Source organism: Caldicellulosiruptor changbaiensis (assembly GCF_003999255.1).
Lineage (GTDB): Bacteria > Bacillota > Thermoanaerobacteria > Caldicellulosiruptorales > Caldicellulosiruptoraceae > Caldicellulosiruptor > Caldicellulosiruptor changbaiensis.
This window is the reverse complement of record NZ_CP034791.1, coordinates 1,967,320-1,980,804: the sequence shown is the minus strand read 5'-3', so window position 1 is coordinate 1,980,804 and position 13,485 is coordinate 1,967,320. Positions and strand designations below refer to the sequence as shown.

General features: G+C 35.5%; 13 protein-coding genes. 11 read left to right on the top strand and 2 right to left on the bottom strand.

Annotated features, from left to right (window positions below; all coding sequences use genetic code 11):
* The first annotated feature begins 353 nt into the window (after positions 1-353).
* From ELD05_RS09705 to ELD05_RS09680, 6 genes are all read left to right on the top strand, one after another.
* Positions 354-1,274 carry an ABC transporter permease gene (locus tag ELD05_RS09705; RefSeq protein ID WP_127352273.1) on the top strand — a complete coding sequence of 307 codons (921 nt, stop codon included), beginning with the start codon at positions 354-356 and terminating at the stop codon, positions 1,272-1,274.
* A gap of 22 nt (positions 1,275-1,296) precedes the next feature.
* Positions 1,297-2,274 (top strand): ABC transporter permease, encoded by a 978-nt coding sequence (locus ELD05_RS09700; RefSeq protein ID WP_127352272.1) that lies wholly within the window; start codon positions 1,297-1,299, stop codon positions 2,272-2,274.
* Positions 2,275-2,310: 36 nt separating this feature from the next.
* Entirely contained in the window at positions 2,311-3,327 is a 1,017-nt protein-coding gene (locus tag ELD05_RS09695; protein WP_127352271.1) for an ABC transporter ATP-binding protein, read from the top strand.
* A 57-nt stretch (positions 3,328-3,384) separates the two neighbouring features.
* Complete coding sequence (locus ELD05_RS09690; protein WP_127352270.1) at positions 3,385-4,350, top strand: ABC transporter ATP-binding protein; 966 nt, start codon at positions 3,385-3,387, stop codon at positions 4,348-4,350.
* 56 nt (positions 4,351-4,406) lie between these two features.
* Positions 4,407-6,011 (top strand): peptide ABC transporter substrate-binding protein, encoded by a 1,605-nt coding sequence (locus tag ELD05_RS09685; RefSeq protein ID WP_127352269.1) that lies wholly within the window; start codon positions 4,407-4,409, stop codon positions 6,009-6,011.
* A gap of 144 nt (positions 6,012-6,155) precedes the next feature.
* Positions 6,156-6,719 (top strand): hypothetical protein, encoded by a 564-nt coding sequence (locus ELD05_RS09680; RefSeq protein WP_408609374.1) that lies wholly within the window; start codon positions 6,156-6,158, stop codon positions 6,717-6,719.
* On the opposite strand, the gene ELD05_RS09675 is transcribed toward ELD05_RS09680, so the two are convergent.
* Both ELD05_RS09675 and ELD05_RS09670 read right to left on the bottom strand, forming a co-directional pair.
* On the bottom strand, positions 6,705-7,832 hold the full coding sequence (locus ELD05_RS09675) for a M20 family metallopeptidase (RefSeq protein WP_127352267.1): 1,128 nt from the start codon (positions 7,830-7,832) through the stop codon (positions 6,705-6,707). The genes ELD05_RS09680 and ELD05_RS09675 overlap by 15 nt on opposite strands.
* 3 nt (positions 7,833-7,835) lie before the next feature.
* A complete protein-coding gene (locus ELD05_RS09670; RefSeq protein WP_127352266.1) occupies positions 7,836-9,227 on the bottom strand; it encodes an aminotransferase-like domain-containing protein in 1,392 nt (463 codons plus the stop codon).
* A 91-nt stretch (positions 9,228-9,318) separates the two neighbouring features.
* Between ELD05_RS09670 and pdxS the strand changes: the two genes are divergently transcribed.
* The 5 genes from pdxS (at position 9,319) to ELD05_RS09645 (ending at position 13,481) form a co-directional block, all read left to right on the top strand.
* A complete protein-coding gene (gene pdxS, locus ELD05_RS09665; RefSeq protein WP_127352265.1) occupies positions 9,319-10,215 on the top strand; it encodes a pyridoxal 5'-phosphate synthase lyase subunit PdxS in 897 nt (298 codons plus the stop codon).
* A gap of 3 nt (positions 10,216-10,218) precedes the next feature.
* Entirely contained in the window at positions 10,219-10,785 is a 567-nt protein-coding gene (gene pdxT / locus ELD05_RS09660) for a pyridoxal 5'-phosphate synthase glutaminase subunit PdxT (RefSeq protein ID WP_127352264.1), read from the top strand.
* Between the two features lie 253 nt (positions 10,786-11,038).
* The gene (gene acpS, locus ELD05_RS09655; protein WP_127352263.1) at positions 11,039-11,410 is read left to right on the top strand and encodes a holo-ACP synthase; all 372 of its coding nucleotides are present in this window, start codon (positions 11,039-11,041) and stop codon (positions 11,408-11,410) included.
* A 7-nt stretch (positions 11,411-11,417) separates the two neighbouring features.
* Entirely contained in the window at positions 11,418-12,953 is a 1,536-nt protein-coding gene (locus ELD05_RS09650) for an NAD(P)H-hydrate dehydratase (protein ID WP_127352262.1), read from the top strand.
* A 57-nt stretch (positions 12,954-13,010) separates the two neighbouring features.
* Positions 13,011-13,481: a hypothetical protein gene (locus ELD05_RS09645; protein ID WP_241243693.1), complete on the top strand. Its 471-nt coding sequence runs from the start codon at positions 13,011-13,013 to the stop codon at positions 13,479-13,481.
* Positions 13,482-13,485: the final 4 nt, after the last annotated feature.

Sequence of the window (13,485 nt, the reverse complement as noted above, 5' to 3'; positions counted from 1 at the left end):
ATATTTAAACTGACGAAAAAATTTTTTAAAACATAAAACAGTATAAATATAAAACGATTTTTTCTTTCCAATTGAATACCAATAATTTTAAGCCTTCATTTTTACGGGATAGAATAATTGAAAAATGAGAAGATAACTTAATAAGTATGAACAAATACATGCATACAATTCAAACGATTGAAAATTTTTTGATATATTCAGACAATTGAATGTGTTCACATGTATTGATTATACAAAAACTTAGTGCTATAATAATCAACAGTAAATTCAGAATTAAGTACTTTATAAATATTCAAACAATTGCATGAATATACACGTTTTATATAAAACTAATTCTAAAGGAGAGAGAAGAAGTGGCAAGATACATATTAAAGAGGTTATTATGGTCAGCTGTATCTCTGTTTGTAATTATAACTGTAACTTTTTTCCTTATGAGAATGATACCCGGTGGGCCTTTTACAGGTGAAAAAACACTACCTGAACAGATTTTGAAGAATTTAAATGAAAAATATGGCTTAAATCAGCCAATTGGTGTTCAATATGTAAAATACCTAAAAAGCCTTCTTCAAGGCGATTTAGGAATTTCGATGAGAAACCAGGGAAGAACAGTAAATGAGATTATTGCTGAGACTTTTCCGGTTTCTGCAAAGATTGGTATTATAGCTATAATTGTAAGTCTGTTGGTTGGGATCCCTTTGGGAATTTGGTCGGCTGTGAATCAAGGAAAGTGGCAAGACCATCTTTCAATGGTGTTAGCTACAATATTTATAACAATACCTGGCTTTGTTCTTGCGATAATTTTGATGTACATCTTTGGCGTAAAGTTTCAACTTGTGCCTATAATGGGCTTAGATGAGCCAAGAAGTTATATTCTGCCGGTGATAACCTTGGCAGCATATCCAATATCTTTTATTGCAAGGCTCATTCGAAGCAGTATGCTTGAAAGTTTGTCCCAAGACTATATAAGAACTGCAAGGGCTAAGGGACTTTCTAATTTTAAAGTTGTGTACAAGCACGCATTGAAAAACTCTTTAATTCCTGTTGTAACATATTTGGGACCGCTTATTGCAGGTGTTTTGACAGGTAGTTTCGTGGTTGAAAAGATTTTCTCAATACCGGGAATGGGAAGATTTTATGTTGATAGTATCTCAAATAGAGACTATTCGCTTGTAATGGGAACTACAATATTCTATGCTGCATTTTTGATATTTATGAATCTTATTGTTGATATCATCTATGTATTTATAGACCCACGTATCAAACTTGAGGACTGATTTTAAGGGGGCAAAGAAAATAATGGAGAATATATCAAGAGAACTTTTTGTGCCAATTTCAAAAGAAGAAAAACAACTTGAGACAATAGTCCGTCCAAGCATGAGCTATTGGCAAGACGCTTGGAGAAGACTCAAAGCTAACAAGGTTGCAATGGCTTCTATGTGGGCAATAATATTTTTTATAGTCCTTGCAATAGTTGGGCCAATGGTTATGCCATACAGGTATGATGAGCAGCTTCGTGGACAAGAAGCGTTAGGGCCGTCACTGAAACACTTATTTGGGACTGACGAGTTGGGAAGAGACCTTTTCGTAAGATGTTTGTATGGCATGAGAATATCCTTGTCCATTGGTATAGTTGCGACAATTATAAATATTGTGATTGGTGTATTGTATGGCGGGATTTCAGGGTACATAGGTGGAAAAGTTGACAATATAATGATGAGAATAGTTGATATTTTATATAGCGTGCCCTTGATGATTTATGTAATTCTTCTTTCAGTTTCATTAAAACCTGCATTGGAGAAATTGTTTGACAAATACTCTTTTTTAAGCGGTCTTCAAACAGTAGGAGCACCACTTGTTTGTATCTATATTGCCTTGGGATTAACATATTGGATATCAATGGCAAGAATTGTTCGTGGCGAAATTTTAAGCCTAAAACAGCAAGAGTATGTTACTGCTGCGAAGACAATTGGTGCAAGTGGATGGAGAATTTTACTTAGACACCTTATTCCAAACAGCATGGGTTCAATCATTGTTACGGCTACGCTGCAGATTCCAAGTGCTATTTTTACTGAGTCTTTCTTGAGCTTTATAGGACTTGGCGTTGATGCACCTGTTCCATCGCTTGGCTCTCTTGCATCTGATGGTATAAATGGCTTTATATCATACCCTTACAGACTATTTTTCCCGTCGCTCTTGTTGTGTTTAATAATATTGGCATTTAACCTGTTTGGCGATGGACTTAGAGATGCACTTGACCCAAGAATGAGGAAATAATTATCTTCATACTAATAGAATTTGAGGTGAAAGAAGTTGGCCAATAAACTGTTAGAAGTAAAAAACTTGAAAACCTCATTTTTTACACATGTTGGCGAAGTAAAGGCAGTAAACGATGTTTCGTTTGATGTATATGAAGGACAGACGGTAGGCATTGTAGGTGAATCTGGAAGTGGCAAGAGTGTAACATCAATGTCTATAATGAGACTTATTGCCCCACCGGGCAAGATAATAGATGGTCAGATTATTTTTGAAGGAAAGGACTTGCTAAAGCTATCCGAGAAAGAGATGAGAGATATAAGAGGAAATAAAATCAGTATGATATTTCAGGACCCAATGACATCTTTAAACCCTGTTTTCACAATAGGAAATCAGCTAATTGAAGCTATAAAGATTCACAATAAAGTTTCAACTGCCGAGGCTAAAAAAAGAGCAGTTGAGATGTTAAGGTTGGTTGGAATTCCCAGCCCTGAAAGAAGACTTTCGCAATATCCGCATGAGTTTTCAGGTGGTATGCGTCAGAGGGTAATGATTGCAATGGCACTGTCTTGCAATCCAAAGCTTTTGATTGCAGATGAGCCAACAACTGCTCTTGATGTTACTATACAGGCGCAGATATTAGACCTTTTAAAAAAGCTTCAGCAGCAGCTAAAAATGTCTATAATACTTATCACACATGACCTTGGAGTTGTTGCTGATATATGCCAAAAGGTTATTGTCATGTATGGTGGAATAGTTGTTGAAGAAGGAAGTGTTGATGATATCTTCTACAATCCAAAACACCCTTACACATGGGGGCTTTTGAGGTCTGTACCAAAGATGCACTTAGGGCTCAAGAAAAGGCTTGTTCCTATTGAAGGACAGCCACCAGACTTACTAAAACCCCCAAAAGGATGTCCTTTTGCACCAAGGTGTGATTATGCAATGAAAGTGTGCTTAGAAGTACGACCACCACTTTTTGATGTAGGGGATGGGCATCAGGCAAGGTGTTGGCTCAATCATGAATATGCTCCGCAGGAGTTACTAAGTAGTGCAAAGGTAGTAAATGAATAAAAAGCTGGGCTTAAGATTTTGTAATTGTCAATTTACCTAAAGAGGTAGGTGAAAAAATTGGATGAAATCCTTATTGAAATAAAGAACCTTAAAAAATATTTTCCAGTAAGAAGTGGATTTGGCAAAAAAGCTTATATCAAGGCAGTAGACGATGTTAGCTTTTTTATAAAAAAAGGCGAAACGCTTGGTCTTGTTGGAGAAAGTGGATGTGGAAAGTCTACCACAGGAAGGACGATAATTAGACTTTATGAGCCAACAAGTGGTCAGATTATATTCAAAGGTGAGGATATAACAAAAAAGGACATGCTTCCTTACAGAAAATACATGCAGATGATCTTCCAAGACCCATATGCATCACTAAATCCGAGAATGACTGTTGGAGATATAATAGGTGAGCCGCTTGAAATTCACAATATTGCAAAAGGCAATGAGAAAAAGGAAAGGGTCCAAGAGCTGTTGAGGCTTGTTGGACTAAATAGCGAGCATGCGAGCAGATACCCTCATGAATTTTCTGGTGGGCAGAGGCAAAGAATTGGTATTGCAAGGGCACTGGCTGTTGAGCCTGAGTTTATAATTTGTGATGAGCCAATATCAGCACTTGACGTTTCAATTCAGGCTCAGATTGTAAATATGCTTGAAGACCTGCAGCAAGAGCTTGGGTTAACCTACCTATTTATTGCACATGACTTGTCAATGGTAAAGCATATAAGCAGTCGAGTAGGTGTTATGTACTTAGGAAAACTTGTTGAACTGGCAAGTAGCAATGAACTGTATGAAAAGCCTCTTCATCCTTATACACAAGCGTTGCTTTCTGCGATACCTATTCCTGACCCAAAGATTTCAAGAGAGCGAACAAGAATCATATTAGAGGGTGATGTTCCAAGCCCGCTAAATCCGCCAACTGGTTGCAGGTTCAGAACAAGGTGCAAGTATGCGTTTGACAGGTGCAAAGAGGAAGAACCAGAATTTAAGGATGTTGGTTCTGGTCATTACGTAGCCTGCCATCTAATGGATAGAAAGTAAAGGTGGGCTACGTAAAGATAAATAAAAAAATTTTTTCAGAAGGAGGAGGGTTTTTTATGAAAAAGCGTCTTATTGCCGCGTTTATACTTGTTATGTTTTTGGTGACAGGCCTATTTATTAACTCAAATTACAAGTCAACAGAGGCGGCGGCAAAGCAGGTTTTGACCTACATCAACGGTGCTGAACCAAGATATTTAGACCCTGCTTTAAATAATGCAGTTGATGGAGCAAACATTATCATTAATGTGTTTGAAGGTTTAACAAGAGTTAATGTAAAAGGTGAAACAGTACCGGGCATGGCTTACAAGTGGACAGTATCAAAAGATGGTCTTACTTACACTTTCTACTTAAGAGATGCAAAGTGGTCAGATGGAAAACCTGTCACAGCATATGATTTTGAGTACGCATGGAAAAGAGCATTAGATCCAAAGACAGCCTCTGAATATGCTTACCAGCTCTACTATATTAAAAATGGTCGTAAATTTAATGAAGGCAAGGCAAAAGCATCTGATGTTGGTGTAAAAGCTTTAAATGCAAAGACTTTGCAAGTAACATTAGAAGCACCAACACCATACTTTATTGATTTGACAAACTTCCCAACATACTTCCCTGTAAGAAAAGATATAGTTGAGAAGTATGGTGACAAATGGGCAACAAATCCAAAGACATATATAGGCAATGGTCCATTTGTAATGACAAAGTGGGTTCATAACTCATACATTGAGTTCAAGAAAAACCCAAAATATTGGGATGCAAAATCAATAACACTTGAAAAGATTGTATATAAACTTTCAGAAGATGATAAAGCAAACCTCTTAGCATACGAAGCAGGACAAGTTGACGGTGCAGAATCTGTTCCAACAGAAGAGATACCAAGATTACTCAAAGAGAAAAAGCTAAAAGTATGGCCTCTTCTTGGAACATACTACTATGATGTTAACTGCAAAGTAAAACCATTTAATGACAAAAGAGTAAGAGCAGCACTTTCACTTGCTATTGACAGGACTTATATTGTAGAGAATATAGGAAAGCTTGGTCAAAAACCAGCAACTGGATTTGTACCATATGGAATTACAGGTATTTCAAAAGATTTCAGAGTAGAGAGTGGTAATTATCTGCCGGTGAGAGCAGATTTGGCAAAAGCTAAGAAACTTTTGGCTGAAGCTGGTTATCCAAACGGCAAAGGTTTCCCAGAAATTGAAATTATCTACAACACAAACGAAGGACATAAGAAAATTGCAGAGGCTATTCAAAATATGTGGCAGCAGCTTGGTATCAAAGTCAAGCTTTCCAATATGGAATGGAAAGTATTGCAAGACAGAAGACAGAAGAAAGACTACATGGTTGCGAGAGATGGTTGGGTAGGCGACTATGTTGACCCAATGACCTTCTTAGATCTATTTACATCATACAGCGACAACAACAACACAAATTGGAGCAACAAAAAGTATGATGAGCTTATCGACAAGGCAAAGAGAACAACAGACAGAAAACTGAGAATGCAATACATGATGCAAGCAGAAAAGATCTTAATGGAAGATTATGCTGTTATTCCAATCTACTTCTATGTAAAAGGACAGCTTCTGCGAGACTATGTAAAGAACTACTACATCTCCCCACTTGGATTTAACTACTTCATGTATGCGAAGATTGTAAAATAAGAGAAAATGGAGTAAAATATAAAGGGAAGAGCTATTTAGCAGATTGTATATAGCTCTTCCCTTTTTGCTTTAGATGGCATTGCCTTTTTAAAAATAAAAAAAGGCAGGTGATGTGATTTGATTCAAAGAAATTTAAAAAAGAGTCTGAGTTTGATAGTTCTCATTGGTTTTTTAGCGTTTTTGCTACAAGGCTGCTCAAGCAGTGCAGATGATATCAACAAAAAAGTGAGGATTGTCCTTGTTGGCAATTTCATAGGGGATGAAAATGCTAAAAAATTGATTTCTGAGCTGGAAAGAAAGTCGGGTGATAAAGTTTACATTGACCAGATTCTCTACACAGGAGATACTCCTAAATCTGAACAAGAATTTGCGTTTATGCAAAAACTCATGGTAATGCTTGCAGCAGGTGAAGGTGATATATATGTCCTTGATAAAAAACTCTTTACAAACTATGCTCAAAATGGAGCATTCTATTCACTAAAATCTTTTGTAAGCAAGAATAAGCTAAATAAATTTATTGATGATACATGTTATGTTAAAGAAAAAGACAAATCTGCAAAAGACTTGTATGGCATTAAGGCAGACAATGTTGAAATACTTAAAAAATATGGGTTTGATACAAAGAACAAATACATTGCCATTTACGTAAGAAGCAATAAGTTTTCACGTGCACAAAAGGTACTGCTTACTCTTCTAAATAGTAAGTAAATAGTTAACAACAAGGTATATTCCATAGAAAATACACTTTTCTGATGCATCAAAAGATGGTGAGTGCAAAGGATTTTCTCCTTTGCCATTTTCTTTTATTCCAAGCCTAAAATAAAAAGAAGGTACTTCTTTACAGTAGAATGCAAAGTCCTCGGCAGTAAAGCTCATTTCGGCCTTCTTTACATTTTCCTTACCCAATATATTTTCAGCAGATTTTGAGAATTCTGCTGCAATCTTAGAGTTATTTATCAAAGGTGGATATTGGAAATAGTAGTTTATATCTACCTGTGTGTCATATTTCTCAGCTGAGCACTTTGCTAATTTTTTTATGTTCTCGTAAATGAAATCTTGGATTTTAGCGTCAAATGTTCTCACAGTACCTTTTATTTTACATGTATTTGCAATCACATTATAAGTTTCGCCACTGCTAATGGACGAAAAGGATATATGAAAAGGAGAAACTTTTTTGGAGAATGCTGAAAAAAAGTTATTTGCACTCTGTATAAAGTCTATTGCAGGATAAATAGGGTTTTTAGTAAGCTCTGGCATGGCTGCATGTCCACCTTTTCCAATAAATTCTATATCGAAATCATCAACACTTGCCATAATAGCTTCACTTGATATTTCGATCATTCCAACATCAAGATTTGGCCATACATGAAAGCCAATGAGCTGTTTCACGTTTGGATTTTTCAATCCACCTTCTTCGATTACCTTTTTAGCACCGCCAGGTCCTTCTTCAGCAGGTTGGAAAATAAATTTTACGCACCCTGTATAGCCAATGTCAACCAGGGTCTTTGCAATGCCAAGTACAATTGCCATATGAAAGTCATGACCACAGCAGTGCCTTGGTTTTCCTTCAACTAATATTGCATCCATATCAGCCCTGACTGCTACACATTCATCCGAATTGTTTATAATTCCAATTACACCTGTTTTTGCAACAGGAAAGTTTTCTATTCCCCATTCAGTCAATTTTTCTCTTATGTATTTTTGTGTTTTATATTCCTCAAACGATAGTTCAGGTATGTTGTGGAGTTCTTTTCGGATATTTTCGAAAAGGTTCATATTTTTCTCAATTACTTCTTTAATTTTATCAGTTTGCAAGCTCATGACCTATTCACCGTCCTTTTGTAAAATAAGTTTTAGAGCATCTCTTATCTTCTCAATTCCAATTTGAAGTTCCACGTCACTACAGTTTAAAAAGCTCACTCTAAAGAAATTAATAGAATTTGGCTTGTGATAAAAACATGTATGGGGTTGTATAAATACTTTCTCAGCTTTCAGTTTATTGTAAATATACGCTGATGAGATTTTTTGTGGAAGCAAGAATGATACAAATATACCTTTTGGACTCTTAGTAAATAGTCTACTTGCCAGATCACATTTTTCTATCAAATCTAAAAACAATTTTTGCTTTTCTTGGATATAAGATTTAAGTTTTTGAATGTACAAATCAAAATGATTTTTCAAAAAATCTGCAAAACACACCTGGATAAATAGAGACGTTGAGATATCTGCTGTAGATTTGTAATAAGCCACTTCATCTGCAAACTCTGCTGGTGATACCACAAATCCAATCCTCAGCGCTGGCATTGTGAGGGTTGAAAAACTTTTGATGTAAAATACCCTGTCATGTCTGTCATAAGCCTTTATAGAGAAATTTCCCTCTTCTACTACTACATCGCTAAGAAAGTCATCTTCAATAAGATAAAAGTTATATTTTTCGGCAATGTCACACAAATATCTTTTGTATTCTTCAGTATAAGAAATACCAGTTGGGTTTTGGGAAAAAGGAATTATGTAAAAAGCCTTTGGAGAAAATTTTTTAACATAGTCTTCAATTTGCTCCATCTGGTCTATATCAATTCCTATGACATTCAAGTGCATGTTACTAAAAATATGATATGCCCCTAAATACGAAGGATTTTCCATAAATATAGTATCACCTGGTTTTAAAAGGCTTTTTGTTGTGATTTCTATCCCTTGTTGAGCACCAGATACAATTATTACATTTGAAATATCAGTATAAACTTTAAATTTTTTTAAGTAATTTTCAACAAGATACTCTTTCAATGGATTTTTAAATGGTTCAATGTAGTCAAAAATCTGCGGCCCAAAGGTTTCAATTGCACTATTTATAGATGATTTAAACTGTTCAATTGGATACAAGCTATATGGCAGTTTTGAAGAAGAAAGGTTTATGAACTCACTTGACGGTGTGCTTAAAATCTCCTCTTCAAATATTACCTTGTCCTGATATTCATTATAAATAACATAATACCCACTTCCAGCAACTGCCTTGATATACCCCTCAAGCTGCAATTGATTCAAAGCCTTTGTAACAGTGGAAAGATTGACATTTAAAGCCTTGCAAAGGTGACGGACAGAAGGCAATTTTTGCATGTAGCTGTACTCACCAGATAATATCTTTTCTTTGAGAGCTTCATAGAGCTGAATGTAAAGTGGCTTTTTAGACTTTTTATCAAGCTGTATCGATACACACATAGTCATCCTGCCTTTACACAAAGTTTATTTTCATTATAATAAAATGGACAAAAGTGTTCAACAAATTATATCGATACGGAGGTGCAAACTTATGAGCGAAGTTGTGAATGTGAATGAAAGATACGAACTGAATAAAAACCTTGCCCAGATGTTAAAAGGCGGTGTTATTATGGATGTGACATCCCCAAGGGAGGCAGAGATTGCAGAAAAAGCAGGTGCTGTTGCTGTAATGGCACTTCAAAAGGTTCCAGCAGACCTGCGCAAAGAGGGCAAAGTTGCAAGAATGGCTGACCCAAAAATTATATTAGAAATTAAAAAAGCTGTTTCAATACCTGTTATGGCAAAGGTAAGAATAGGACATTTTGTTGAGGCTCAGATTTTAGAAGCGTTAGGAATTGACTATATAGATGAGAGTGAGGTTTTGACACCTGCTGACGAGGAGCACCATATTGACAAGTGGAAGTTTAAAGCTGCTTTTGTATGTGGTGCAAGGGATTTAGGAGAGGCACTCAGAAGAATCCAAGAAGGTGCGTCCATGATACGAACAAAAGGTGAGGCTGGAACAGGAAATGTTGTTGAAGCGGTAAGACACTTAAGAAGGATTAACAAACAGATTGCATACGCAGCATCTTTAAATGAGGATGAGCTTTATGCATATGCAAAGGAATTAGGTGTATCATATGAGCTTTTGAAAAAAACTGCTGAGCTAAAAAGGCTTCCTGTTGTCAATTTTGCAGCAGGTGGAATTGCAACACCAGCTGATGCAGCTTTGATGATGCAACTTGGAGCAGATGGTGTGTTTGTTGGCTCTGGAATATTTAAGTCAAAAAATCCCGAAAAAAGAGCAAGAGCAATTGTAATGGCAACAACCTACTACAATGACCCCAAAATCTTAGCAGAGATTTCTTATGACCTTGGTGAAGAGATGGAAGGAATTGATTTAAGAGGCCTTTCACAAAATGAACTTTTGCAGTTTAGGGGGAATTAAAAGTTGAAAAAAATTGGAGTATTGGCATTTCAAGGCGGAGTTATTGAGCATGTAAAAAAGATTGAAGAAATAGGACACATACCAGTTTTAGTAAAGAAAATTGAAGACTTAGATGGAATAGATGGTTTGATTTTGCCAGGCGGTGAGAGCACAACCATAGGAAAATTTTTAATAGAAACTGGGGTAAAGGAGAAAATTTTGAGCTTGGCAGAACAAGGTATGCCAATGTGGGGAACATGTGCGGGTGCAATACTTCTGTCAAAGACCATAAAAAACCAGGGAAGTGGTGTTTTGCCACTACTTGACATAGTAATTGAAAGAAATGCTTACGGAAGCCAGCTTGACAGCTTCAAAAAAGAAGTTTTTGTGCTAAGGTTTAATAAGACAACTGAATGTGTATTTATAAGAGCGCCCAAGATAGTTGATGTTGGCTCAAATGTAGAGGTTTTGGCACAGCTTGACACCCCTATTGCTGTGTTGCAAGGAACTATTTTGGCAACAACATTTCATCCTGAACTCACATCTCAAAATTATTGGCATTCTTTCTTTGTTGAGAATGTGATAAAATAAATTTAAAGTTCTTCTTTTTCTTTTTCCTTTTTTCTTTTAAAATTTTCTTCCGGTTCAAAAAATAAACAAAAGCCAGCGTTGTATTTTGACGGTGGGCAAATATGGGTTTTAATACAATATCCATCTTTTTGATATTTACATGGATATGAGCAGTTAATAAAACTCATGTTTTGTCCCCTCCCATTTTTATTTTTTGTAGTTTTGCGAATAAAATTTAAGTAATTTTTAAGCAAAAAGGGGAATAATTTCAGGAATGATATTTAATATTGGGATTGACATTATTGAGGTTGAAAGATTTAAAAATATAAAAAGATTTGATGCATTTTTGAAGAGGGTATTTACTCAAAAAGAACTTGAGTATATAAGCTCAAAAAATTTCAATCTGCTAACAATAGCAGGGTATTTTGCAGCAAAAGAGGCTGTGGCAAAAACACTTTCAACAGGCATTGTATTTGGATTTAAAGATATTGAGATACAAAAGGATATAAATGGATGTCCGAAGGTAAAGCTTTACAACAAAGCTAAAGAAATTTGTGAGAGCTTGAAAATTACAAATATTGTCTTGAGTATTTCACATCAAAACTCGGTGGCAGTTGCCTGTGCAATTGCCGAAAAAGAGGAGTGAAATTTGCATGTATGTATTAACTTCTGAACAGATGAAGCAAATAGATAAAAAAGCAACAAGCGAGATTGGAATTCCTGAAGTAGTGTTGATGGAGAATGCAGGCTTTTGTGTATTTGAGGAAATTAAAAGAGATTTAGGTGATTTAAAGCAAAAAAGGATTGCTGTTTTTTGTGGCAAAGGGAATAATGGGGGAGATGGTTTTGTAGTTGCGCGGTATCTTTTAGAACAATCAGACAATGTTCAGATTTTTATATTTGATGAGAATGTAAGTGCATCTTCGAAGGTTTTTTTAAACATATTAAAAAACTTAAGTGCAAACATTCAAGTACTAAATGAAGAGCTTCTGGCGCGACTTTATCATGAGAGATTTGACATTATCGTTGATGGGATATTTGGAATAGGTCTTGTAAGAGATGTTGAGGGCTTGTACAGAAAGGTAATTGAGTATATAAATTCTTCGGAAGCCTATGTTTATTCTATCGACATTCCAAGTGGAGTTTGCTCTGACACAGGACAGATAAAAGGAGTTGCAGTGAAAGCAAACAAGACAATTACTTTCATGTATCCTAAAATTGGAAACATCCTTTATCCTGGGGCTTATTTGTGTGGTAAACTTATAGTAAAAGACATTGGTATCCCTGAAAAGGTTGTAGAGAAGATCAGTACAAAAATTTTGAGCAGAGAAGAACTAAATATTGAAAAGCTTTACCGCTACCCTGATACACACAAAGGAGACTACGGAAAAGTGGGAGTTGTAGCAGGTTCAAAATTCTTTCCTGGTGCCTCTGTGCTTTGTGCAAATGCTTGTGTAAAAAGTGGGTGTGGGCTATGCTTTTTATTCTCACCAATTGAGAGTCTGAGTCTGCACAATTTTAGAAATCCAGAAATAATCACAGTAGCGATTGAAAGCAAGGATGGAGTAGTAACTTTTGAGGGTTTCAAACAGAAAGAGGAGTTTTTGAAAAGGTTAGATGTCATTGCATTTGGATGCGGTCTTACCAGTTCTGTAGAAGTTGAAAAGATATTGATTCATATTTTAAAAAACTTTCAAATACCTATTGTAATAGATGCAGATGGTTTGAATGTTTTGGCAAATAATAAAGAAGCTCAAACACTTTTGCACGAATACAAGGCACCCAAGATATTGACTCCACATTACAAAGAGGCCTCAAGGATACTTAGCTGTGATGTTTCTGAGGTTGCTAAAAACCCGCTTGACGTAGCCCTTCAACTTTCAAAAAAGTTTGACTGTGTATGCATTTTAAAAGGTGCAAGGACTATAATTACAGATGGCAACAATATATACATCAATATACTTGGAAATCCTGGTATGGCGAAGGGTGGAAGTGGTGATGTTCTAACTGGTATAGTTACTGCAATCCTTGCACAAGGATATAGTGGTTTAGATGCAGCAAAACTTGCTGTTTATCTGCATTCACTTTCTGCTGATATTTTGCTTGAAAGAAAGTCAATGCAGACCATCTTGCCTTCAGAAATAATTGAGAATCTTGATTTTGCATTTAAGCGAGTAATTGAAGGTTAATTATATAAGAGAATGTGGAAGAGGTTTTGTTATGTATTTTTTATACTCTTGATTTTCATGTTACTTACCTCTTGTAAGAGTAGAAATAGTCAAGGTACACTTAAGATCTATCCAGATTACATTGCAAAAGGATTTGTGGAAATAACTTCAAACAAAATGGTTTCAAAATACTTTTTTTTCGAACAAAGAATAAATGGAAAAGTTGAGGCAGAGTTTCAGAAAGATAGTAGAAAGATAAAGATAACTAAGGAAAATGGAAAGGTTATATTAGATGGCAAAGATCTAAAAAACATTGCAGAGGATATTTTTTTGGAATACTATATTGATAAGCTTATAAATAGCGAAAAATATTCTATTGTAAAACAGGAAAAATCCACAATAATCACAATTGAATTAAAAGATGATATTAGGTATTTGCATTACTACTTTGAGGATGAAAGGTTAAAAAAAATAGTTGTAATTTATCAGGATGCAAGATTTATAAAGACAATCTACCTGACAGAGTATAAAAAATACAGAAAGGGATGAAAGG